Annotated in this window: 20 protein-coding genes; 7 read left to right on the top strand and 13 right to left on the bottom strand. The window is 71.7% G+C overall.

Features of this window, described 5'->3' with window-relative positions; all coding sequences use genetic code 11:
• Positions 1–416: 416 nt before the first annotated feature.
• Positions 417–1,166 carry an HNH endonuclease family protein gene (locus tag MXD95_RS18285; protein WP_374122069.1) on the bottom strand — a complete coding sequence of 250 codons (750 nt, stop codon included), beginning with the start codon at positions 1,164–1,166 and terminating at the stop codon, positions 417–419.
• 462 nt (positions 1,167–1,628) lie between these two features.
• On the opposite strand from MXD95_RS18285, the gene MXD95_RS18280 reads away from it, so the two are divergent.
• Entirely contained in the window at positions 1,629–2,450 is an 822-nt protein-coding gene (locus MXD95_RS18280; protein WP_250641873.1) for a TetR/AcrR family transcriptional regulator, read from the top strand.
• Positions 2,451–2,532: 82 nt separating this feature from the next.
• On the opposite strand, the gene MXD95_RS18275 is transcribed toward MXD95_RS18280, so the two are convergent.
• A complete protein-coding gene (locus MXD95_RS18275) occupies positions 2,533–4,614 on the bottom strand; it encodes a serine/threonine-protein kinase (RefSeq protein ID WP_250641872.1) in 2,082 nt (693 codons plus the stop codon).
• Positions 4,615–4,882: 268 nt separating this feature from the next.
• Here MXD95_RS18275 and MXD95_RS18270 point away from each other — a divergent pair, with 268 nt between their 5' ends.
• Positions 4,883–5,089: a hypothetical protein gene (locus tag MXD95_RS18270; RefSeq protein WP_250641871.1), complete on the top strand. Its 207-nt coding sequence runs from the start codon at positions 4,883–4,885 to the stop codon at positions 5,087–5,089.
• Between the two features lie 54 nt (positions 5,090–5,143).
• Here MXD95_RS18270 and MXD95_RS18265 read toward each other — a convergent pair whose 3' ends face one another.
• Positions 5,144–5,539, bottom strand: coding sequence for a cold-shock protein (locus MXD95_RS18265; protein WP_250641870.1), 396 nt, complete (start codon positions 5,537–5,539; stop codon positions 5,144–5,146).
• A gap of 251 nt (positions 5,540–5,790) precedes the next feature.
• Between MXD95_RS18265 and MXD95_RS18260 the strand changes: the two genes are divergently transcribed.
• The gene (locus tag MXD95_RS18260) at positions 5,791–6,096 is read left to right on the top strand and encodes a hypothetical protein (RefSeq protein ID WP_250641869.1); all 306 of its coding nucleotides are present in this window, start codon (positions 5,791–5,793) and stop codon (positions 6,094–6,096) included.
• A 347-nt stretch (positions 6,097–6,443) separates the two neighbouring features.
• On the opposite strand, the gene MXD95_RS18255 is transcribed toward MXD95_RS18260, so the two are convergent.
• From MXD95_RS18255 to MXD95_RS18235, 5 genes are all read right to left on the bottom strand, one after another.
• Positions 6,444–6,794, bottom strand: coding sequence for a rhodanese-like domain-containing protein (locus MXD95_RS18255; RefSeq protein WP_250641868.1), 351 nt, complete (start codon positions 6,792–6,794; stop codon positions 6,444–6,446).
• A 171-nt stretch (positions 6,795–6,965) separates the two neighbouring features.
• On the bottom strand, positions 6,966–7,844 hold the full coding sequence (locus MXD95_RS18250) for an Fpg/Nei family DNA glycosylase (RefSeq protein ID WP_250641867.1): 879 nt from the start codon (positions 7,842–7,844) through the stop codon (positions 6,966–6,968).
• 136 nt (positions 7,845–7,980) lie between these two features.
• Positions 7,981–8,871 carry a 1,4-dihydroxy-6-naphtoate synthase gene (locus MXD95_RS18245; RefSeq protein ID WP_250641866.1) on the bottom strand — a complete coding sequence of 297 codons (891 nt, stop codon included), beginning with the start codon at positions 8,869–8,871 and terminating at the stop codon, positions 7,981–7,983.
• Positions 8,872–8,955: 84 nt separating this feature from the next.
• The gene (gene mqnB, locus MXD95_RS18240) at positions 8,956–9,963 is read right to left on the bottom strand and encodes a futalosine hydrolase (protein ID WP_250641865.1); all 1,008 of its coding nucleotides are present in this window, start codon (positions 9,961–9,963) and stop codon (positions 8,956–8,958) included.
• A gap of 729 nt (positions 9,964–10,692) precedes the next feature.
• Positions 10,693–12,384, bottom strand: a complete 1,692-nt coding sequence (locus MXD95_RS18235; RefSeq protein WP_250641864.1) for an MFS transporter — start codon at positions 12,382–12,384, stop codon at positions 10,693–10,695.
• A 105-nt stretch (positions 12,385–12,489) separates the two neighbouring features.
• On the opposite strand from MXD95_RS18235, the gene MXD95_RS18230 reads away from it, so the two are divergent.
• Positions 12,490–13,569: a DUF3027 domain-containing protein gene (locus MXD95_RS18230; RefSeq protein ID WP_250641863.1), complete on the top strand. Its 1,080-nt coding sequence runs from the start codon at positions 12,490–12,492 to the stop codon at positions 13,567–13,569.
• A gap of 348 nt (positions 13,570–13,917) precedes the next feature.
• Here the strand turns inward: MXD95_RS18230 and MXD95_RS18225 are convergent, their stop codons facing one another.
• The 3 genes from MXD95_RS18225 to MXD95_RS18215 form a co-directional block, all read right to left on the bottom strand.
• Entirely contained in the window at positions 13,918–14,922 is a 1,005-nt protein-coding gene (locus MXD95_RS18225; RefSeq protein ID WP_250641862.1) for an ABC transporter substrate-binding protein, read from the bottom strand.
• A 121-nt stretch (positions 14,923–15,043) separates the two neighbouring features.
• Positions 15,044–15,724 carry an ABC transporter permease gene (locus tag MXD95_RS18220; protein ID WP_250641861.1) on the bottom strand — a complete coding sequence of 227 codons (681 nt, stop codon included), beginning with the start codon at positions 15,722–15,724 and terminating at the stop codon, positions 15,044–15,046.
• Entirely contained in the window at positions 15,721–16,569 is an 849-nt protein-coding gene (locus tag MXD95_RS18215) for an ABC transporter permease (RefSeq protein ID WP_250641860.1), read from the bottom strand. Before MXD95_RS18215 ends, MXD95_RS18220 begins: the two co-directional genes overlap by 4 nt.
• A 113-nt stretch (positions 16,570–16,682) precedes the next feature.
• On the opposite strand from MXD95_RS18215, the gene MXD95_RS29720 reads away from it, so the two are divergent.
• Both MXD95_RS29720 and MXD95_RS29715 read left to right on the top strand, forming a co-directional pair.
• Positions 16,683–17,261 carry an ATP-binding cassette domain-containing protein gene (locus MXD95_RS29720; protein ID WP_518455882.1) on the top strand — a complete coding sequence of 193 codons (579 nt, stop codon included), beginning with the start codon at positions 16,683–16,685 and terminating at the stop codon, positions 17,259–17,261.
• Positions 17,168–17,890 carry an ATP-binding cassette domain-containing protein gene (locus tag MXD95_RS29715; protein ID WP_480024035.1) on the top strand — a complete coding sequence of 241 codons (723 nt, stop codon included), beginning with the start codon at positions 17,168–17,170 and terminating at the stop codon, positions 17,888–17,890. The genes MXD95_RS29720 and MXD95_RS29715 overlap by 94 nt, the downstream gene beginning before the upstream one ends.
• A 51-nt stretch (positions 17,891–17,941) precedes the next feature.
• On the opposite strand, the gene MXD95_RS18205 is transcribed toward MXD95_RS29715, so the two are convergent.
• On the bottom strand, positions 17,942–18,649 hold the full coding sequence (locus MXD95_RS18205; protein WP_250641859.1) for an ATP-binding protein: 708 nt from the start codon (positions 18,647–18,649) through the stop codon (positions 17,942–17,944).
• A 49-nt stretch (positions 18,650–18,698) separates the two neighbouring features.
• Entirely contained in the window at positions 18,699–19,661 is a 963-nt protein-coding gene (locus MXD95_RS18200) for an NAD(P)/FAD-dependent oxidoreductase (protein ID WP_250641858.1), read from the bottom strand.
• Between the two features lie 570 nt (positions 19,662–20,231).
• Here MXD95_RS18200 and MXD95_RS18195 point away from each other — a divergent pair.
• Positions 20,232–21,353 (top strand): DUF5926 family protein, encoded by a 1,122-nt coding sequence (locus tag MXD95_RS18195; protein WP_250641857.1) that lies wholly within the window; start codon positions 20,232–20,234, stop codon positions 21,351–21,353.
• Positions 21,354–21,420: the final 67 nt, after the last annotated feature.

Raw genomic sequence — 21,420 nt, 5'->3', positions numbered from 1 at the left:
TCGTCATGCTGGCCGGGGGGTCAAGCCCCCCGAGGCCCCCCGAGGGCGTGGTGGGTCGACGTTCGAGATCTGCGTTCGATGACTGAGGGCCGGTCGGCGGTGAAGCCACCCCCCGCCCGGCCCCCACCGCCGCGACCGCCCGGATCCGATCGCCGCGACCGCCCGGCCTCCATCGCCGTCCCCGCCCGGATCCCACCGCAGCCCCGCCCGGCCCCATCGCCCGGATCCCAGGATCGTCACCTTCCGCGCTGGGCGGCGGAGCAAGATCCGGCTATGTAGGTCGCTGTGGGGGGATGAATCGGACACGGATACCCCCACAAGGACCCTAATTGGATCTTGAGGTGGTCTGGCTCGGGAATTCTGTTGCGGAACGTGATTCTGAGCGTCCGGCGGAGGCGGTCAGGTCACAGGTCAGGTCAGTGGGTGGCGGTCAGGCCAAGGGAGGCCTGGGTCGGGCACTTCTGCAGGATGGTGCGCATGGCGGCGGCCTCGGCGGACGTGACCCACAGGTGGTAGCGGGATTTCAGGCCGACCTGGCGGGCGACGTAGGGGCACTGGGCGCCGGGGCTGGGCGGGAGCCACTCGGAGGCGTCCTTGTCGCTCTTGCGGGTATTGGTCGGGCCGTCCACGGCGAGTAGGTTCTGCGGGTCGTTCGCGAACTGCAGGCGCTGCGCGTCAGTCCAGTTCAGGGCGCCGGTGCGCCAGGCGTCGGCGAGCGGGACGACGTGGTCGATCTGAACGGCGGACGCGTTGCGGGATCGGTCGAACCGGATGATGCGCGTCGTGTACGGATCGGTGAGTTCGCCGGTGAGGACCGTGCAGCTGTCGGACTTTCGGATGGTCGTGCTGTGCAGGTCGCGTCGCAGGATGTCGTTGCGGGTGTCGCAGTGGTTGTGGTCCACGTCCGACCAGGCTGTGCCGAACTCGGAGCGAACGTACTTTGGTGAGTTGTCCTCCGCGCGGATGGGGACGGTCCCGAGCAGCGCAAGCGCCGATCCCGATCCACCACCGGCTCCATCACCGGCTGATTCGCCGGCGGTCGCGGCATCGGTCGGCCCCGCGGACAGACCGGCCGCCGAACCGACCCGGTCAGCGGTGCTGCTCCTGCAGGAGGCTGTGAGCGCCATCGACAGGGCGACCAGCGTCAGGATTCCGACGCGGCCCATTCGGCCTGAGTACCTGTGACGGTGGACCCGTCCGTTCTGGCTGACGACACCGCTGCCCGGCACCTGACTCCTTGTCTCGGCGAACTGTGGTCAGTGGGCCACCACACTGCCCATCCGTCTTGCTCCTGTTCAAGCAGACAGTCACGTTAGCCGGGTGTCGGGCGGCCTGGGCGACAGGCGTGGTGCGTCCGCGGCACGATCTGGCGGAAAAATCGTTGTGTAGCCGGCTAATCCCGTACAGTGTGCTCCCATGGTCAGCTTCCAGAGGTTTTTTGCCACCAACCAGTTACGCACCCGCGGGTAAGCCGAACTGTGATGGCCGACGTCCCCCCGTTACGACCCGAGACCGACAACAGTGCCGATGCCGGAATGCGGTCTCCGTCCACCGACCGCTCGTTGTCCGAAACAACAGCCATCACCCGCACAGGAACACCAACCACAGCGCCGGCGTCGTCCGGTGCCGTGGCACCGACCACAGCCGAAGCTGCTGGCGAGACCGGCGAGACCGGCGAGAGTGATGCGCCGGCGGCGTCCCGTCGGGTACTGCGTCGCGACGCCGAGTACAACCGGGCCCGCATCGTCACCGCCGCGCGCGAGCTGTTCGTCGAGCGGGGGGTCGATGTCGGAGTCGAGGAGATCGCCAGGCGTGCCGGGGTGGGAATGGGAACGCTCTACCGGCGCTTCCCGACCAAGGATGCCCTGGTCGAGACCATTCTTGTGGACGCGGCCGGACATCTGCGGGACCTGGCCATCCAGATCGCCGAGGTGGAGCCGGCCCGAAGCGCGCTGCGCACCTTCGTGACGCGTGCGATGCTGGGCGATCCTTCCCACCGACTGTTCCTGGCGCCGGGAATGTGGCAGGGTGCCGCCGGCCGGGTACTGGTGGACGAGGTCCTTGCGCCGGTCGCGACGATGCTGGCCGCGGCGCAGCAGACCGGTGTCGTGCGCCGAGACGTCGTCCTCACGGACCTGCTGGTCATGATGTGGTCGCTGTGGACGGTGGCGGACCTGACCGAACGGATCGCACCGGGTTCGTGGCGGCGGTTCCTGGAGGTCGCTCTGGCCGGTCTGCGGCCGGACGAACGTCACGACGGGCTGCCTGCCGCACCGCCGGAATTCGTCGAACTGGCCCAGATCGTGCTCGCGCGGAGAACGCCGGCGGGTCACGAGAATGGGCCGGGGATAGTCGGCGTCGACGCGGCGTCGTCGGCGAAAGGACCGATGGCTGCCGAGACCACGGTGGCGCAGACGCGGCACCGGCCGAAGGAGCCGGAACGGAAGTAAGCGGCGCCCGCAGGCCGGGGTGCCGTGTCGGGAGGCCGGGGTGGGCCGCGGCGCGCGGTGTGACGTCACGCGCGGTGTGACGTCAGCGGATGGGGATGCGTACGCCGGGGCTCTGGGTGGACGCGTGCAGCTCGAGTGCACGCGGCGTGGCGTCACGGTCGAGGTCGAACACCAGCGTGCCGTGTTTGGCGTCGCCAGGATCGATGGTGTCCCAGAGGTCCTCGTTCAGCTTGAAACGGGCGAGGAAGTCCGCCTCGTGCGGGTCACCGCGGTCGTCCCAGAGCTTCTGGGCGCTGTTGTCGAGCGAGGCCGAGGTGCTTCCGGTGTTGCGTACGGTCACCTTGGCCAGGCAGTATCGGCCGCTGGCGCGCAGGGCGAGCAGGCCCTCGCCCAGTTGGTGCGCCGAGCAGTCCAGGCCGGTGACGGTAAAGGCGAGCTGCTGATCGGACACCGGGACGTTCAGCCCCAGCGTGGGACTTGGGCTGAGGGTGGCACCGTCCGGCGCCGCCCCGGCCGCGCGCGACCCGCTCGGACTGGCATCCCGGCTCGGCAGGTATGCCACTACGCCGATGGCGATCAGCGCGGCGAGGATGATGCCCACGATCAGGGCGAGCTGGCGCCGGTCCGGCCCGCGGCGCGTCGGCGGTGCGGGGAAGGGCCCGTAGGGCTGACTGGGTCCACCGCGACCTGGAGCCGCGCCAGGTATTGGCACCGGCCCGGTGCCGGGCGTGGTCAGCCCGGGCGGACTGCCGGTAGCCATCCGAGGAGCTTGGGCAGGGACCGGCATCGGGCCCGCGGTGTGGGGAGGCGGTCGTACTCCGCGCGGTGGCCCGCCGGCCGCGCGGGATGGCCCAGCCTCCCGGGTCAGGCCTGGGTCACGTGGCGGCATGGCCGCGCGGGATGGCATGGCTCCCCTGGTCGGCATGGCGTCCCTGGGGGGCATGGCTTCGCGTGGCGGCATCGCGGCCTCGCGCGGGATGGGCGGCTCGCGTGGCGGCATGACCGGACGGGCCTGCTTGGCGTCCCGGGCCTGCTTGGCATCGCGTGGCGGGCCGCCGAGGCGAGACGGCAGTGGTTCCCGCGACGGCAGTGGTTCCCGCGACGGCATGCCTTCCCGCGACGGCAGGGCGTCCCGGGGGGGCGCGTCCCGCGAGGGGGGGAGATCACGTGAGGGCGGGGCGTCGCGCGGGGGTTGGCGGGAGGGCAGGGAGCTGGCTGGGCCGACTCGGGGTGGTGCGAAGAGGGGCACCTCGCCGGTGCGGTTCAACAGCTCCTCGACCTGCCCGAACGCCGGACCAAGTCCGTCCGCGCCGCGCGCGGGCGGGCCGGCGACAAGGCGCAGCAGCAGCTCGCGAGCGCTGGGCCGGTCGTCGGGATGCTTGGCCAGCGCGGCGGACACCAGCCCGACCAGCGGCTCGGGCAGGCCGCGCAGGTCGGGCGGCGCACCGACGATCCGCATGCCGAGGTCGATGTCCGATCCGTCGCCGAAGGGATGACGTCCGGTCCCGGCGTAGGCGATGAGAATGCCCCAGGCGAACACGTCCGCCTCGGGACCGATCGGATGGCCGTGGACCTGCTCGGGTGCCATCCATCCGGCCGACCCGAAGCCCCAGGCGGTCGGCTTGGCCTTGGCGCCCTCCAGTGCCTGTGCGATCCCGAAGTCGATGACCCGTGGCCCGGACAGCGAGAGCATCACGTTGCTCGGCTTGAGGTCGCGGTGCACGAGACCGGCGCTGTGGATCGCGGTCAGCGCGGTGGCCACGCCGACGGCGAGACCGGTCAGGGTGGAGGATGCCAACGGGCCACGGTCGACCTGCTGGTCGAGCCGGACGCCGTCGATGAACTCGGTGACCAGATAGGGCGCGGGTGCGTAGGGATCGGCGTCGAGCACCTCGGCGGTGCAGAACGGCGCGACCCGGCGGGCGGCCTCGACCTCGGCCCGGAAGCGGCGGCGGAACTCCTCGTCGGCGGCCAGGTCCGGCCGGATGACCTTGACGGCGACCCGCCGCCCGGAGGAGTTGTGGGCGAGATAGACCGTGCCCATGCCGCCCACACCGAGCCGACTGATCAGAACGTAGGGGCCGACCGCGCGTGGCTCGTGCGGATTGAGCGGGTCGCCGGGGTCGTTCCGGCGCCGGCCGTGGCCCGCAGCGTCGTCCACCATGGTCAGCACCGCACGAGGGTGGTCACGATCGCCGCCCACTGATCATCACACGAATGCCTCTCAACTCCCGATCCGACCCACGTCCTGACCGCCGTCGCGACGGCCGGCGCCTCGCGCGCTCTACGTTCGCAGTCTGCCGCACGGCGCGGGCTCACCGGCACACACCGGCAGCCCGTCGGCTGTTCGGGTCGCCAGTACGACAATGTGTTGCGATCGTGAGACGTTCCCGGCCGGGAGTGGGGCATGGTGGAGGGATGCACACCGGTGGATGGGCGCGCGGGGCGGCATCTCGGTGAGCGCCGAGTCGGAGGGTGGCCGGCGGCGGGTCGACGGCCCGTGGCTGCTGTGCCCCTGGTGCGATGGTCCGGTGCCGCTGAGCCATCTGGTCGCCTCCGACGAGGACCCCGGCGCGCAGGTGGCCGTGTGCACCGGGTGTGGTCGGCGGGTGAGCTTCCTGCCGCCACCGGAACCCTGAACGGCCGCGATGGCGTGATCCACCCGCGGTCGGAGCCCGGATCGGCCTGATCGGTTACGCCTCCAGCTCATTGGCGACGGCATGGACGACCTTGGCGACGCGCTGGGCGATGCGCCGGTCTGGGTAGCGCCCGCGGCGCAGGTCGCGCTGCACGTCGTCGAGCACCTTGATCATATCCTCCACCATGCTGTGGAGTTCGTCCGGGCTGTGCCGCGCGGCGTGCGCGGCAGCTTTCGCGACCGACGGCGGTGCCGAGAGCAGCCGCACCGACAGCGCCTGGTCGCCGCGCCGGCCGGCCGCGACGCCGAACTCCACCCGATCGCCCGGTTTGAGCCGGTCGACGCCGGCCGGCAGAGCCGCTTTGTGGACGAAGACGTCGCCTCCGTCGTCCCGGCTGAGGAAGCCGAAGCCCTTGTCGACGTCGAACCACTTCACTTTGCCGGTGGGCACGGGCGACCTCGTTCTGTGTAGCGGTTCTGTGTAACGACAGGACAACGCGACGAAGGCTGCGGGACTCTCAGGCTATCGGTCGACAGCACCACACGCGGCCCTTCGGTAGCGATCGGCGCTCGGATCGTCCTGACCGGTGACGAACCGCGGATGCGTGTTATCCGGAGCGAACAGCGGGCATGCAAGGTCGCGACACCCGAGTCGGCGATCCGGAGACGGACGGCCGGCTCGCGACGCAAGGAGGCGACCCGATGTCCAAGGAGACCCTTTCCGCGCAGACCCCGTCCACTCAGGCGGCGTCCGGCGAAACACGGTCCACGCTCGAGCATGACGACCCCCGGGTTCCGGAGGACTTCCGCACTCGAGATGACTTCGAGGCGGCCGAGGGAGGCCGGGCTCGGGATGAGGCGGTGCGCGCTGCCGACTCCGGCCCGGATGACCCCGCGGCGCGCCGCGCGGCCGATGGACTGACCGTGTCCGAGGACGAGGCCGCCAGCTACCGCGAGCACGTCGAGCGGGGTGCCCACCAGCAGGGCGAGGGCGCTCCGGTCGTCTGACCACCGGGGGCGCCACTCGGGGCCCGAGCCGGGAGACGACCGGATCGCCGTCCACCGCGACCGTCGTTTCCCGGACAGTCCGCCATCCAGCTCACGGCACCGCCCTCACCCCGGCGTTCGCCCTCGCTCCCGGCCACCGCCCCGACCTTCACCCCCCAATTCACGATCCGTGACGGCAGTCCGGGGATGGCGAAAGGTGAAGATCCAAAGAGGTCGTTGTGGGGGTGTTCATGTCCGATTTGCCCCCCACGGCGACCTATTTGGCCGGATCTTGCTCGGTGGGCTGTTGCGGAGGGTGGGATTCGGGATTTCTGCTGGGGCGGACGGGACTAGGGCCGCCACTGCTGTTACAGCACGGTGGGATTGGTGTCGCCCTCGGCGACCATCGGGCGGCCGTGGGCCTGCCAGGCGATCATGCCGTCGGTGAGGTTGCGGGCCTGCCAGCCGCCCTGCACCAGATAGTTGGTGACGGCGGCGGACCGGCGCCCGGAACGGCACACGACAACGATGTCCTGCCCGCGCGGCACCTCGTCGAGCCGGGCGACCAGGTCACCCATGGGAATGTGCAGGGCGTCGGCGATGTGCCCGGCGGACCACTCGTCGGGTTCGCGGACGTCCACGAGAAGCGGCGCGCCGTCCGCGGACAGATCGGCGGGCAGGTCGTCGACGCTGACGGCCGGAATCTGGTCTGAGCTCACCGTCCCATCCTGCCATCCGGACCCGGCTCATAGTCCGGGTGCCGGGTGCCGGGTGCCGGGTGCCGGGTGCCGGGTGCGGGAGTCGGGGCGCTGCGGAGGTGCCGAATCGGGCATCGCAGCGTCCGCGACCCGGTGGTAGGACCCACCGGCCGGACCACGGTGGCTGGTCAGCTACTTCAGCAGGCGGGACAGGCGGCGGTCGGCCAGGAAGCGGCCGGCGGTCTGGCAGGTCGGGCAGTACTGCAGCGAGCGGTCGGCGAACGACACCTGCCGGATCGTGTCCCCGCAGCGGGGGCAGGCCTCGCCGGCGCGGCCATGCACGGACAGATTGGCCTTCTTCTCCGCCTTCAGATCGCCGGCGGCCAGTCCCGCGGCGGCCGTCCGCGCGGCGGTGAGGACCTCGACGATCCCGGCGTGCAGGTCGGCGACCTCGGACTCGCTCAGCGCGGACGCCGGCCGGTACGGCGAGAGTCGGGCCGTCCACAGGGCCTCGTCCGAATATGCGTTCCCGACCCCGGCGATGCGGGCCTGGTCGGTGAGCACGCCCTTGAGCTGGCTCCGGCCGGCCGCGGTGAGGATCTCGGCGAGGGCGGTCTCGGTGAAGTGCTCGTCGAACGGGTCGATGCCGAGCCGGGCGATGCCGGGGACCTGCGCGGGGTCACGGACCAGGTACACCGCCAGCCGCTTCTGGGTGCCGGCCTCGGTGAGGTCGAAACCGGCCCGGTCGTCGAAGGTCACCCGCAGGGCGAGCGGCCCGCGGCCCGGCCGCGCCGGAGCTGTCGGCTGGGTCGCCTTCCAGCGCAGCCAGCCGGCCCGGGCCAGATGGATCACAAGGTCGAGGCGCTCGCCGTCCGCGGTGGCGAAGGTCAGATCGAGGAACTTGCCCTGCCGGAGGACGTCGGCCAGGGCAGCCCCGCACAGCAGGGTGAACGGCGGATCAAAGGTCTTCAGCGCGCTGACGGCGACGGGTTCGACCCGCTCGACGACCCGTCCCAGCGCCGTCTCGCGCAGGAACGCGGCGAGTGCGTCGACCTCCGGCAGCTCCGGCATGAGCGCAGTGTCGCATCCGTCGACCGGCGACGTCCTCCATCGACGGCCCGGGTCGCCGGGTGCCCGGGCGCTGCCGCCGCAAGGCCGTCCGCCTCGGTTGCCGTTCGTCGCAGGATGTCCAGCGTCGCGCGGGATCTCAGCGCAGGGGGCGGGTGAGGGGCGGGACCAGGCCGGCGTCGGCCGCGCGGGCGAGCAGCGTCTGCGCGGCGGCGAAACCCTCGTCACCCAGATCGAGGCTGAACTCGTTGACGTAGAGCTTGATGTGGGCCTCGACGACATCGGGCGCCAGCTCCTGGGAGTGCGCGAGGACGTAGTCGTGGCTGACGGCGGGGTCGGCGAACGCGGCGGCCACGCTCGCGCGCACCGCGGCGGACAGCGCGGGCCCGTCCAGCTCGCGGCGGGCGATGATTCCCCCGAGCGGGATCGGTAGCGATGTCCGCTCCTCCCACCAGTCGCCGAGGTCCACCAGCGCCGTCAGTCCATAGGACGGGTAGGTGAACCGCGACTCGTGGATGACCAGGCCCGCGTCGTAACGGCCGTCGCGCACCGCCGGCATGATCTGCTCGAACGGCAGGACGTCGATCGTGGCCACGTCCTGCCCGGCTGCCCACAACCGGAAGAGCAGGTAAGCGGTGGTGCGGGTGCCCGGGATGACGACCCGGGCACCGCGCAGGTCGGCGCGGCCGGCGGTGAGCACCAGGGGGCCGCAGCCACGCCCGAGCGCACCGCCGGAGGTGAGCAGCTGGTAGTCGGCGAGCAGCCAGGGCAGGGCGGCGTAGGACACTTTCACCACATCGTCGCGCCGCTGCTCGGCTCGGCGGTTGAGAACGTCGATGTCGGCGAAGGTCACCGTCACCGGCGGCGCCCCGGTGACCAGCCCGTGGGCGAGGGCGTGGAAGGCGAACGTGTCATTCGGGCACGGAGAGATCGCCAAGGACAGTGGCGGCCTCGAGCCATTCGCCTCTGGCCGGACCGCACCCGGCTGGGCCACATCCGACTGGACCGCATCCGGCTGGTCGTCGCTCATCCGCCGCTCCTCCCGTGCTGGCCGGAGCCGGCCGCCCGCGCTCGGCTCCGCTTCCCGGTCTCCAGACTCCTGTCTACTCCGCGGCTACCCTCGGCGTTGCGCGCTGCCCGCGTGTGGACCGGTGCCGTTTCCGTTGCCACCACTGCCATTGCCCACCGGGCCTGGGCCGGCACCGGAGGAGGCGATCGGCTCCGTGGCCACCAGGCCCTCGGGGTGCGCGACCAGCGCGGCGGCGGCCATGCGCAGGCTGGCGAGCGCGGCGGGCAGGTTCCAGCCGTCGCGGTCGCGGCGGCCGACCGGGTTGCTCACCGCACGGATCTCCGCGGCGGGGATGCCGTAGGCGCGGGCGGCGAGGGCCACCGCGTAGCCCTCCATCGCCTCGGCCACCGGGTCGAGGCGCTCGGTCAGGGCAGTGGCCCGGCGTTCCGTGCCGGTGACGGTCGACACGCTGACCACGGTCCCGGTGACGATGCGCCGGCCGGTCGCGTCGAGCACCGTGGCCAGCCGGGACACGAGCTCCGGCTCGGGCCGGGCGATGGACGAGCCCAGACCCAGTTCGTCCAGGGTCAGGAAGGTGCCGTCGGCGGATCCCCGGCCGTCGGGCCCCCGGTGGATGGGCGCGCCGGCCGAATGGAAGCCGAGGTTGCGGTCCAGATCGCTGATCCGGCCGGGGGGAGCGGGTGGCTCCTCGTCCAGGCCGGACTCGGCACCGAGGTCCGCCGCGACCATACGTTCGGCGACGACGAGGTCGCCGATGTCCGCCCAGCCGCGGAACCCGCCGGCAACCCCCATCGTCAGGACAAGGTCGAACGGCGTGCCGGCGGCGCTTGCGACGGCCAGCGCCGTCGCCGCCCCGGCCGCCGCCGCCGGACCGCCGGTGCCGGCCGCGAGGACCGTGACCGGACCGCGCCGCCGGCCCACGTACGGGCCCAGGGTGGACGTGGTGAGCAGCTGACGGTCCCAGTCAGGGGAGACCAGGTTGCCGGGACCCACAGGCAGCCGGGTCCGACCGCGTGACCAGCTGCCCATCAGTCCCGCGCACACCGCGTCCGCCTCGGCGGTCACCGCGGTGACGATCAGGGTGCGGCTCACGACCGCGTCCGTGTCATCGTCAGGAATGTCCTCGTCCGCCGTCGGAGATTGTGCGGACCGATTTGCCCGAACGCCACCGCGCCGGACGGCAAGGTAACGGCGCGGGGTTTTCGATGTGGTGCAAATCGGACTTGTTGCCGGACCATAGCATCACGGGCGACGGTGCGTGGTGCCGATGGTCGTGTGCGGTATGGCATGCGCTTTGCGTGGGCTGCGTCGGGGCACAGGGGGTACCCGCGTTGATACGCCCACCGGATCGGTCACCGTAGTGCCGCTGGGATCGTCCGGCCCACGGTGGCCGTGGCCGTGTTCGTGCCTGGCCGCCCTACGGATCGGCTGCGTAAACAGCCAGCTCGCCCGCGTTACGGCCGGCGACGGCATGGGCCGTGAACCGGGTGCCGGAAGATGCTCCGTATACAGCCTGATCCGGGTTGCGGGACCTGCCCTGGGATTGCGTCGGTCGTCTGCGGGTTGTCGGACAGGCTGACGTTGTTGTCCGGGGTGGCCTTGGTTGGCCGGGTGGGCACAGACGGGGACGATGACGTTGACGCTCCACCCTGGGTCGGTGCGCAGGGCGCCCACTGCCGGGGAATTTCGGCCGGTGGAAACAATGCCGGCGGAGCCGGCGCCGGGTATGCCCGCCGGTACGCCGCCGGGTACGTCCGCGGATCGATGCGTCGACATGGGTATGCCTGCCGGCCCGGACCCCGTCGCCCGCCGCGGACGGGGTCAGCTCCGCCGACGGCGGCCGCCCAGGCGGCGTCGCTGTCGGGGCGCGTCGGGCCGGGTGGGGTCGTCAAGCGTCGGTGGGATGGGCGCGGGTGTTGCCACCCCGATCCGGGTTCCCTCCGCGGCCGGCGCGGGCCATGCCTGTTCTTCCGCCGCCGGCCAGTCTGCCTCGACGGGCTGCGCTCGCCATTCTGTCCCTGCGGGCTGGGCGGGGTAGGTGGCTTCGCCGGGCTGGGCGGGCCAGGTGGCTTCGGCCGGCCGCGCTGGCGCCGCTTCGGCGGGCCAGGCGACCGAAGGAGGCGCCGGCATTGCCATGGACTGTGTGGCGGTCATGGACTGTGAGGCGGACATGGACTGTGAGGCGGCGGGCTGAACCTGTGCCGGAGGAGGAGCGGGACTGCCTGGTGGCACGGCCAGCCGGGCGCGGGCCGCGAGGCGGGCCCGGCGCAGCGCGCGGGACTGGACGACGCCGGTGCCGATGACCGCGGCCGCGGCCAGGGCGAATCCCAGCGTCCCAGGCATCCTGATGAGGCCGAGTGCGCCGCCGGCGACCCAGGTGAGCTGCAACGCCGTCTCCGCCTGGGCGAACGCCGAGTTGCGCGACGTCTCCGGGATGTCGCGCTGGATGATCGTGTCCAGCGCGAGCTTGCCCATCGACCCGGCCATGCTGGCCAGCAACGCCGCCAGCAGCGAGGTGAGCCGGGTGTAGGTGACGGCCGCGCCGAGACAGCCACCGGCTGCCATGACCATGGCCAGCATGAGAATGCCCTCCGGGCGGCGCTGGCCGAGCCGGCCACCGATCGCCACTCCGAGGCCGCTGCCGGCGCCGGCAGCGATCGCGAGCCCGCCGAGCCAGAGGTTGTTGCCACCGCTGGTCCGCAGCAGGAAGGCGAGATAGAAGGTGAGAAAGCCCACCAGTCCGCGCAGTACCAGCGTGGCCCGCAGCGCCACCGGCATCGCGCCGAGCGCCGCCCGCAGCCGGGCCCGCAGCCCGTGGTGTCCCAGGCCGGGGGCGGCCACCGCCCGCAGCGGTAGTTCGCCCGCGGCCGAGTCGACATGCCCCGGCAGGTTGAAGGCGAGCAGCACCCCGGCCATGTACACGATCGCGCACAGCCGCAGCACCCACGGGTAGCCGACGAACGGGACGTTGGCGATACCCAGCCCGATCGGCGCAATGATCGCCCCGGCGACGACGTTGACCAGGGTGATCCGGGAGTTGACCCGGACCAGGCTGAGCTCGGCCGGTGCCACCCGGGGGGTGACGGCGCTACGCGCGACACCGAAGGCGCGGGAGAGCACGAGCAGCCCGAGCGCCAGCGGATAGACGGACAGGCCGTCGAGCGCGCCGGCCAACTGCCAAGCCAGCAGGCCACGGGCCAGGCACAGCGCGGCAAGCGCTGTGCGCCGGCCGTGGGCAACCCGGTCGAGCAGGGGCCCGATCACCGGTGCCAGCAGGGCGAAGGGCACCATGGTGATCAGCAGGTACAGGGCGACCTTGGACCGGGCCTCGGCCGAGGACACCGAGAAGAACAGCGAACCGGCCAACGTCACTGTGACCAACGCGTCGCCAGCGGCGTTGACGAACGACAGCTCGGTGAGGGCGGACAGCCCGGCGCGGCCGGAGTCCGCACCGCGCACGCTCGACCGCAGGCGCCGCGCGTTGAGCGAGATCGCCCTGCCCAGGTTCACCATGCGGAGTGTCCTCGTCCTTGGCCCGCGCCGCTACGACCATCTCTTCGGCGATGTCGGGCGGACCATGTCGGGCGGCGCACGTGTCCGTGGGTGAGAATACGTTGCGTGGATGCTCCAGAGGCTCGTTCCGCCACGACCGAGTCAACCCGCACACCTGCGTCGCCGCCGGCCGAGCCGGTCCTGTTGACCGATTCGTCCGAGGCCGGCAAGCCGAGCCCGGCGGCGGAGCCGAGCCCGGCCACCGAGCCGGTTCCCACGGCCGAGCCTGGCCATGTGGCCGAGTCGGTTCATGCGGCCGAGTCGGTCCGGGCTGGCGAGGCGCCCCGCGCTGCGCGGACGGCGCGGGAGTCGGCCGTCGACGCCGCCTGCGCGGCTGCGGTGGATCTTGCCCGCGCCGCCGCGGTGTCCGAGGCTGGCAGCGAGGACGCGGTGGGCCGCCATCTCGGCGTCGAATCGGAGGGCGACCGGATCGTCCTGCACCGGTTTGCGTGCGAATCGCCCGCCTACCGGGGCTGGGTATGGACGGTTGTCGTCGCCCGTGCTGCTCGGGTCCGGAAGGCGACCGTCGACGACGTGGTGCTGATGCCGTGGAGCGAGGCCCTGCTCGCCCCGGCCTGGGTGCCATGGTCGCAGCGGCTGCGTCCGGGAGACGTGGGCGTCGGTGACCTGCTCCCGACGGCGATCGACGACCCCCGCCTCGCCCTGCGGGTCGCCGATGTCGAGGAGCTCATCGATACCGACGACTTCGTCGAGCTTGGTCTCGGCCGTCCCCGCGTGCTGTCGGTGGCCGGCCGGGAGGAGGCCGTCGAACGCTGGTATGCGGGCGAGCCGGGACCCGGGGCATCCATCGCAAAGGTGGCCCCCGCGTCCTGCCTGACCTGTGGTTTCCATGTCCGCCTGGCCGGGGCACTGGGGCGGATGTTCGGGGCGTGCGCCAACGAGCTCGCCCCCGACGACGGTCGGGTCACGGCGATCGACCACGGGTGCGGTGCCCATTCGGAGGCCCTGGTCGCCCCCTCGGCCCATCCGGAGCCGATCATCTTCGATGACGACCCAACCGATCTAGCCCCGGTGGATGTCGAGCTGATCGGTGTCGCGGCCCATTCGCCGGGTTCCGTGTCCGACACCGAACCCGGCGACGAGCCTGCCGACGGCACCGGTCCGGAGCCCTACGGCCACTCCTGACCACCCAGCCACCCGGCCACCCAGCCACCCCACCACCCGGCCGTCTGACCATCCGGCCACCCCGGGTGGCGCCTTCACCCGCCTGAGGTCACGATCCGTGGCGGCAATGCGGGAGCGGCGAGGGGTGAAGATCCAAGCAGGTCGTTGTGGGCGGATTCGTGTCCGATTTGCCCCCCACGGGGACCTGTTTGGCTGGATCTTGCTCGGTGGCCTGTCGCGGAGGGTGAGGCTACGGGGGGCGGGATAGGGGCGGAGAGTTGGGACTTCGCGTGGTCCGCGATCGCCCATCGGGCGGCAAGGTCGCCGTCGAGGTCGGGCGACTCGATGGCGACCTTGCCGGGCAGCGCATCAGCCGAGCAGGCCCTTGTCCTTGAGGTAGGAGCGGGCGACGTCGGCCGGCTTCTCGCGGTCGGAGTCGACCTTCTCGTTCAGCGCGGCCAGGTCGGCGGTGGTGAGGACCGGGGCGAGGCTGTTCAGCGCGGCGGAGATCTTCGGGGTCAGCGACTTCGTGTTGACGATCGGGACGAGGTTGTCCGCGTTCTGCAGCTTCTTGTCGTCGGTCAGGGCGACGAGGTCATAGTCGGCGATGGTGGCGTCGGTGGTCAGCACCAGGCCGAGCTGGGCAGTGCCCTTCCGCACCGCGGCTTTGGTCTGCGGGGTGTCGACTCCGGTTCGCACGATTTCGCTGATCTTGATCCCGTACGTCTTCTCCAGCCCTGGCTGGCAGAACGGCCGGGTGGCGCACTCGGGACCGGCGGCGATCTTGACGGTCAGCCCGCTCGCACCCAGGTCGGACAGGTTCTTCAGGCGGTGCTGCGTGGCGAAGGACTTACTGACCGCGAACGCGTTCTGGTCGACGGCGCTGGCCGGGTCGAGCACCGTCAGGCCGCGGCGCTGGGCCAGCGGGCGCAGGGCGGCAAGCGACCTCTGCAGGTCGGGGGAGGAGACCGACGCCGCCTGCGAGCCGTTGATCTCGGTGTTGAGCAGGTCCGCGTATGTCGCGACGTACTGCGGCATCGCGTCGACGGTGCCCTTCTCCAACGACGACTGGGCAAGTTCGGTCTGCTGCACGGAGGTCCGGTCGACCTTGTAGCCGGCCTTTTCCAACAAAGCCGCGTAGATCTCGGCAAGAATCTTGCTCTCGGTGAAGCCCGCGTCGGCGACCGTGAGCTTCCCGCCGCCCGCTGCCGCCGACGCTGCCGCCGATGTCGATGTCGATGTACTGGACCCGCCGCCGCTGGAGTCGGAGCCACAGGCGGCGAGCGCGAGGATCAGAGCGACCACTCCCGCAAGGCCCCCCACCAGGGCACGCGGCCGGCGCCGCCGTCTGATTGGTGCTGCTGCTTCACTCACGAGGATCGCCCTCCGGCGGTCTCTGAACGGGTCGGGTCACCCTCCCGCAGCAGATGGACCACCGCAACCCACAACCGGCATTCCGGTAACGCTTCAGCAATACCGAGGCGGCCCTGCTCCCTCAGGCCGACGCCCGGGACCGTGTCCGTGGGGCGCCAGAGAGCAGGCGGCTCAGGGCGAACAGGAGGCCGTCGACCAGGAGTGCGAGCACTGCTACCAGGATGGCGCCTCCGACGACCCTGTCCCGCTGGTTGTTCGCCAGTCCGTCGACGACGAATCGCCCGAGCCCGCCACCGTTGATGAAGGCCGCGATGGTCGCGGTCGCGACCACCTGCACCGCGGCCAGCCGCAGCCCCAGAAGGATCATCGGGAGGGCGAGGGGCAGCTCCACCCGGCGCAGCACCTGGGCGCCGGACATGCCCATCCCCCGGGCGGCCTCGATCGCGCCGGGGTCGACCTCACGCATCCCCACATAGCTGTTCGTGACCAGGGGGGCGATGGCGAACAGCGTGAGCGCGGTGATCGTCGTCGTGTCGCCGAGACCCAGCGGGCCGATGGCGAGCAGCACGAGGACCGCGAACGTCGGCACCGCCCGGCCGATGTTCGAGACGTTGATCGCGAGTGTGCCGCCGCGGCCGAGATGTCCAAGCCCGATGCCGACCGGCAGCGCCACCGCGCACGCGATGCCGACCGAGGCACCGGTGAGCATGAGGTGCTGGCCGAGCCGGGTGGCGATCCCCTCGCCGCCCCGCCAGCTCGATCCGGTGGTGAGCCAGTGGAAGGCGCCCGTCAGCGTGCTCATGTCGTCGTCCCTGTCGCCGGCCCCGTCGGCGAGCCGGGAGGTGATCCGGCGAGGCTCGGCCGCCCGTGGCCGTGTGCCTGACCGCCGCCTGCGTGGCCGCCGGTTCCGTCGCCGCGGGCGTCGCCACGCGGAGCCCGGGACGGTTGGGAAGTGCGGGAGGGCTGGCGACGACGATGGTGCCGCCACGGCGTCAACAGCCACTGCACGATCACAAGCAGGAGATCCGCGACGATGGCCAGGGCCACGCACAACACCGAGGCGGTCAGGACCTCGGACTTGAACGACTCGTTCAGGCCGTCGTAGATGAGGTTGCCGAGCCCGCCGTGACCGATGACCGCGCCCACGGTGACCAGGGCGATGGTTGAGACAGTCGCCAGCCGTACCGCCGCCATGATCGCGGGAAGGGCGAGCGGGACCTCGACGGTGAGCAGCAGCCGCACCGGGCCGTAGCCCATCCCGCGGGCGGACTCACGCACGTCGTCCGGAACCGCGTCGAGCCCGGCCAGCAGGCCGCGGAACAGGACGACCAGTGTGTAGGCCACGAGCCCGATGAGGACCGTCGTCCGGGACAGGCCGGTGGCCGGGAGCAGCAACGCGAAGAACGCCAGCGACGGAACCGTGTACAGGACGTTTGCCAGCCCGCCGATCCAGGCGACCGTCACCCGGTAACGCCGGGCGAACAGGACCAGCGGGATCGCGATCACCAGACCCAGCGCTACCGCGCTCACCGTCAGTGAGATGTGTTCGCGTGTCGCTGACCACAACTCGTCGGAGCGCGTACGGACATAGTCTCCGCAGATCCACGCGTTGCGTCGGAGGCAGGTCCCGGACGCGACAATGGCCACCGAAGTACCGTAACCGGCCGGGAGGACGCGATCCCGATGGATGAGCGGATGCCGATGGACGAGTCGATGCGCAGGACGGCGCTGATGACGGGGCCGACGGCGACCCGAAGCCGATGACGGAGCCCGCCGCGACCTCGCCGCGGGTGCCCTCCGATCCCGCGGCCTCAGCATTCCCGGTGGCCTCAGCATCCCCGGTGGATCCGATGATCTCGCTGGTCGGGGTCGGCAGGCGGTATCCGGACGGCACGGTCGCCGTGCATGACCTGAGCTTCGACGTCGCGGCGGGCGAGCTGCTGTGCCTGGTGGGCCCCTCCGGCTGCGGCAAGACCACGACGATGAAGATGATCAATCGGCTTGTGGAGCCCACGAGCGGCCGAATCCTGGTGGACGGGCGGGATGTCCGCCTGAGCGACCCGGTGCGGCTGCGGCGGCGGATCGGTTACGTCATCCAGCAGGTCGGGCTGTTCGGGCACCTGACCGTGCGGGCGAACATCGCCACCGTGCCGCGGCTGCTGGGTTGGCGCTCGGCACGGACCCGCGCCAGGGTCGACGAGTTGCTGGAACTGGTCGGGCTGGATCCGGCGACCATCGGGCGACCATCGGGCGACGGTATCCACATGAGCTCTCGGGTGGCCAGCAACAGCGGGTGGGGGTTGCTCGGGCGCTGGCGGCCGATCCACCGGTGCTGCTGATGGACGAGCCTTTCTCCGCCATCGACCCGATTGCCCGGGGTCGGCTGCAGGCCGAGTTTCTACGGCTGCAGCAGGAGATCCGCAAGACGATCGTGTTTGTCACGCACGATCTGGACGAGGCCATCCGGCTTGGCGACCGGGTCGCGGTGTTCCGCCAGGGTGGCCATCTGGAGCAGATCGACCCGCCGGCCCGGATCCTCGGGCGCCCGGCGACGGGCTTCGTGGCCGATTTCGTCGGCTCTGACCGCGCGTTGCGCCGGCTGGCCGTCACCCTTCTGTCGCGCGACGACCTGGAACCCCCGCGCACACCGGACGCCGGGAGCCATCTCGGATCCGAGACGATCGGATCCGAGGTGATCGGAACACCCTCGGGCCGAGTCCGGGTGGGCTCGCCGCTGCGCCAGGCGCTCGCGGCCCTGTTGGCGCAGGACCGCGACACGCTGGACATCTATGCTCCGGTCGGCGCTGACGCGGCTGGTGGCCGTTCTGGCCGCGTTGACTCGGAGCGTGACCATTCGGACGAGGTGCCGATCGGTGTGTTGACGCCGGTCGGCCTGCACGCGGCGTTGCGCCGGTCGGTGGCCGCCGACAACACCGCCACCTCGGGGGCTTCGACCCTCGCACCCTGACCCTGACACGAGCCAGACCGCCAAGAACGGCCCATCACCTCCGGCGAGCGATCAGACGGGGGGTCCGTCAGCGGCCTCCTCTGCCGAGGACAGGTACGACGGCGGCGAGAGGGGCGAGGAGGCGGGGGCCTGGGCTGGACCCGGAGAACTCGCCGTGATGCTGTGAGTGCCCGTGATGCTGTGAGTGCCGCTGCCGGCAGCGGCGGGAACGGTGGTGCCCCATGGGCCCAGCGGAGAACGCGGCCGACTCAGCCGGGCACCGGGGGCGCTGTCCTCCCACGCCAACGCCTTTTCCAGATGCACGCGGGTGCCCCGGTGCGGGCCCTCCACCCGGTCGAACTGAACCTGGTCCATCAGCGCCCGCATCAGGAAGATCCCCCGGCCTTGTTCGGGAACGCTTTCCGGGGCCAGTCCGTCGCCGGCCGCGCCGAGACGCTCGAGGTCGACGCCCGCCTCGAAACCCTCACCGCGGTCGCTCACCTCAATGACCGCTACCTCGTTGTCCACACCCACCGAAACCTCGTACTCGTCTTCGATCTGGGCATGCAGGAGCACATTCGCGCAGGCTTCTGTCAACGCAAGCTCAACGTCGTCGATGCATTCACCGATGACGCCGAGAACTTTCAGTGATTGCGTGCAGATTCTTCGAGCGACCGGAATGGAGATCTCATCGCGCGGCAACGACAGAGTAAGTTTGATCTCCATGCCGGCAGGTGTACCCCCCCGCGGCGAGATCAATCGAACCAGCTCGTCGGACATTTGTCGGGTCTTGGTCACACAGGTGCGGGATGCCGGGCGGGGACGCGGGTCAGCCGAGCCGTTCGACGATCGCATGGCCCAGGGCGGTGCCGGAAAGCCAGGCATTCTCGATCTTCGACTGGCGGCCCCAGGCGTCCCCGGCCAGGCCGATCCCGTTGTCCGACAGAAAGAACGGACGCTCGTGCAGCCGCTGCGCCTGGGCGAACGGCCAGCGCTGCACGTACACCCATTGGGGCTCGTCGCCGATTGCCAGCAGACGCCGCAGGGCCGCGAGCAGGCCGGGCCCCGCCGCCGCGGGTTCGGCGAGCCGTGGCCGGGCGTAGTCGGCAGTGGAATGGGCGACGAGGACCGGCGCCTGGTCACCCCGGCGGCGACCGTCGTCGGCGATCCAGGTCAGGGTGTCGTCGTCCTGCACGAACGCGCCGTCGAGCGGTGCCCAGCACCGGTGCGACCAGCCGGCGAGCAGGGTCAGCGCCGGCGACCATGGTCGGTCGACCACCATCGCGCGCTCGGTGACCAACGCCCCGTCGAGATGCCGGACGGCCTGCGGATCGGGCATGGCGAGCACCGCGACGTCCACGGGTTCACCGTCGACACACGGTCCGGGCGTGATCCGGGCGATCGGCGCCCCCTGGGTCACGTGGATCCCGCTGCGGGACGCGAGGTCCGCGACCAGGGAACGCAGGCCCGCCGGCGCGGCGTAGCGCATCGGGCCAGGTGCCCCGGCCACCAGGGTGCGGTCGCGGCCACGCAGCACCGCCATGCGGCTGGTCCAGGGGCGCGCGGCCCCGCGCGTGGTCCAGTCCGCGACGACCTCGGCGAACTGGGGAGAGGTCACGGTGAAATAGGACGCGCCCGAGTCGAGGACCCGGCCATCGATCCAGCGGGAGGCCATCCGGCCGCCGATCACCCGGCCGCGATCGTGGACCCGCACCGTGACCCCGGCGGCCTGAAGCACGCCGGCGCAGGCGATTCCCGCAATTCCCCCGCCGGCGACGAGGACCTTTGCCACCTATCCCCCCCATTATCACGCTCTACTACGCACGCTCGACCACGTGCCCGGATTGGCTGCCTTTCCTGTTCTGCCAGCGGTTTTGCCCCACCCGCCGTCCCGCTGTCCTGCCCGGCACGCCGTTGTGCCCGGCAGTCGGTTGTCCCGGGCAGATCGTTCTGCCCGGCCAGCCGTCGTACTCGATCTCATGCTGGGCCCGCCCGATTGTCCGTCCTGATCGGTGGCCGCCTCGATCAGCATGACCATCATCGTGCCTGTCCGCCCCGGCGACCGCCTTTGTAAGGTGACATCAGCGTGGGACAACTCGCGCCCCGGCAAGGGGTTTTCCCTTGCGATCGATATGGGCTCGCTGCCGGGCGCCGCAGCCGCGGCGCGGGAATCACCGTGGCCCGCGTCGCGTGCCCGGCTGCGGCGATGGCCTAGCCTTACCTGAGCCGGTGTCCTTCCGGTGCCGCCCGTCCCGAACCACCCCAGGAGACCGCGATCGCACGCCGAACCGCCCCCCAGCGCCCGGGAGCCGGCTCCGCCCGGCCCTCCGCCTCCGCAGCCAGTCCCGCCGCCGGTGTCGGCATGATCGACCGCGGCCAGCCCAGGGCACAGCCGCTCGCCGACGGGGCGATCGCGGCGGTCGGTCCGCGGGAACCCTGCCCGTGCGGGTCGGGGCGTCGTTACAAGGCCTGCCACGGCGGCCGTGGCCGACCGGCCCCCGTGCTGCGGCCGTTCCTCGGCCGCCGGGACGAACCGGACCTCGTGGCGTTGCGGGAACTGGTGCCGAGCGCGACGGCGCCGTTGCGGTTGTCGGCGGCCCACCTCGCCGCGCATCCCGAGCACGCCGACCATCGCATCGTTCTCGGCACGATGCTGCCCCAGGCGGCGCCGGCGCTGGTCCGCGACGACGGCGAGATCCTGGTCGCGATGCAGACGGCCGTGCCCGGCCTGGACGCGTCCCGGGACATCGCCGGCGCGCTGCTCGCCGCGCTCGACGCCAAACCGGGCAGCGTGATCGATGCCCCGGCCGTGTCCTCACCCCTGCTCGTCGACCAGCAGGCCGGCGGCCTCGCGGCGCTGCCTGGGCTCGTCGACGTCCTGGACCCGGCGCCCCTGAAGATCACGGTTCACGACGGGTTCGGCTGGTGGCTGCCCTCGTCGGACGGGAAGGATGGGAACACCTCCACCCAGGAGGCGGCGGCGATGCTCGAGCGGGCCAATGCCACCGTGGCGCCCACCGTTCGGCTCTCCACCGTCCCGGCCGCCTACTGGTGCCATCCCGGTGAGCGCTGGCATCTGCGCTGGTCCCTGCCGCTCGCCGCGCCGGCGGGCGATGCCGGTTCGCTCGCCGACGTGGCGAGCGAAGGGGCGCCAGGCCCAGCCGGCGCGGCGGGCGGCGCGGAGTTCACCGCCGCCGACGTGGCCGCCTCGGAGGAGGCCCTGCTGGACGCGCTCGCCCGGCTGGCGGTCGCGGACCGGCTGACCATGGGTCCCGGTTCCCGGTTCGTCGGCTTCTTCCGGGCCGACGGCCTGGTCGTCCCGGTCTGGGATCTGGCTCCCGGCACCGAGGCGGCGGCCTGCGAGGAGCCGGCCGCCCGGCTGCTGTCCGCCTACCGCGAGGCGCTCACCGACCCGACCCCGCTCGACGCGTCGCAGCGGCGGATCCGTGCCGGCCTCGTGGGCCGCAGCCTCACGCTGCGCTGACGAGATGGCCGATCCCGGTGCGGTGTCCGACGCCTTGGTGCCCGGCTCCGGCAAGGTGGCCGGCTCT

Origin of the sequence: Frankia sp. AiPa1 (genome assembly GCF_023243075.1) — a bacterium.
Lineage (GTDB): Bacteria > Actinomycetota > Actinomycetes > Frankiales > Frankiaceae > Frankia.
Note: the sequence above shows the minus strand (reverse complement) of the source record. Positions and strands in the feature narration are given on the sequence as shown.

Coding starts and splice junctions, on each gene's coding strand:
- MXD95_RS18285 (WP_374122069.1), bottom strand. CDS start 1,166: ATGGGCCGCGTCGGAATCCTGACGCTGGTCGCCCTGTCGATGGCGCTC.
- MXD95_RS18275 (WP_250641872.1), bottom strand. CDS start 4,614: ATGGTGGACGACGCTGCGGGCCACGGCCGGCGCCGGAACGACCCCGGC.
- MXD95_RS18270 (WP_250641871.1), top strand. CDS start 4,883: ATGGGCGCGCGGGGCGGCATCTCGGTGAGCGCCGAGTCGGAGGGTGGC.
- MXD95_RS18260 (WP_250641869.1), top strand. CDS start 5,791: ATGTCCAAGGAGACCCTTTCCGCGCAGACCCCGTCCACTCAGGCGGCG.
- MXD95_RS18250 (WP_250641867.1), bottom strand. CDS start 7,844: ATGCCGGAGCTGCCGGAGGTCGACGCACTCGCCGCGTTCCTGCGCGAG.
- MXD95_RS18245 (WP_250641866.1), bottom strand. CDS start 8,871: ATGAGCGACGACCAGCCGGATGCGGTCCAGTCGGATGTGGCCCAGCCG.
- MXD95_RS18235 (WP_250641864.1), bottom strand. CDS start 12,384: ATGGTGAACCTGGGCAGGGCGATCTCGCTCAACGCGCGGCGCCTGCGG.
- MXD95_RS18220 (WP_250641861.1), bottom strand. CDS start 15,724: ATGAGCACGCTGACGGGCGCCTTCCACTGGCTCACCACCGGATCGAGC.
- MXD95_RS29720 (WP_518455882.1), top strand. CDS start 16,683: ATGACGGAGCCCGCCGCGACCTCGCCGCGGGTGCCCTCCGATCCCGCG.
- MXD95_RS18205 (WP_250641859.1), bottom strand. CDS start 18,649: ATGTCCGACGAGCTGGTTCGATTGATCTCGCCGCGGGGGGGTACACCT.
- MXD95_RS18195 (WP_250641857.1), top strand. CDS start 20,232: ATGATCGACCGCGGCCAGCCCAGGGCACAGCCGCTCGCCGACGGGGCG.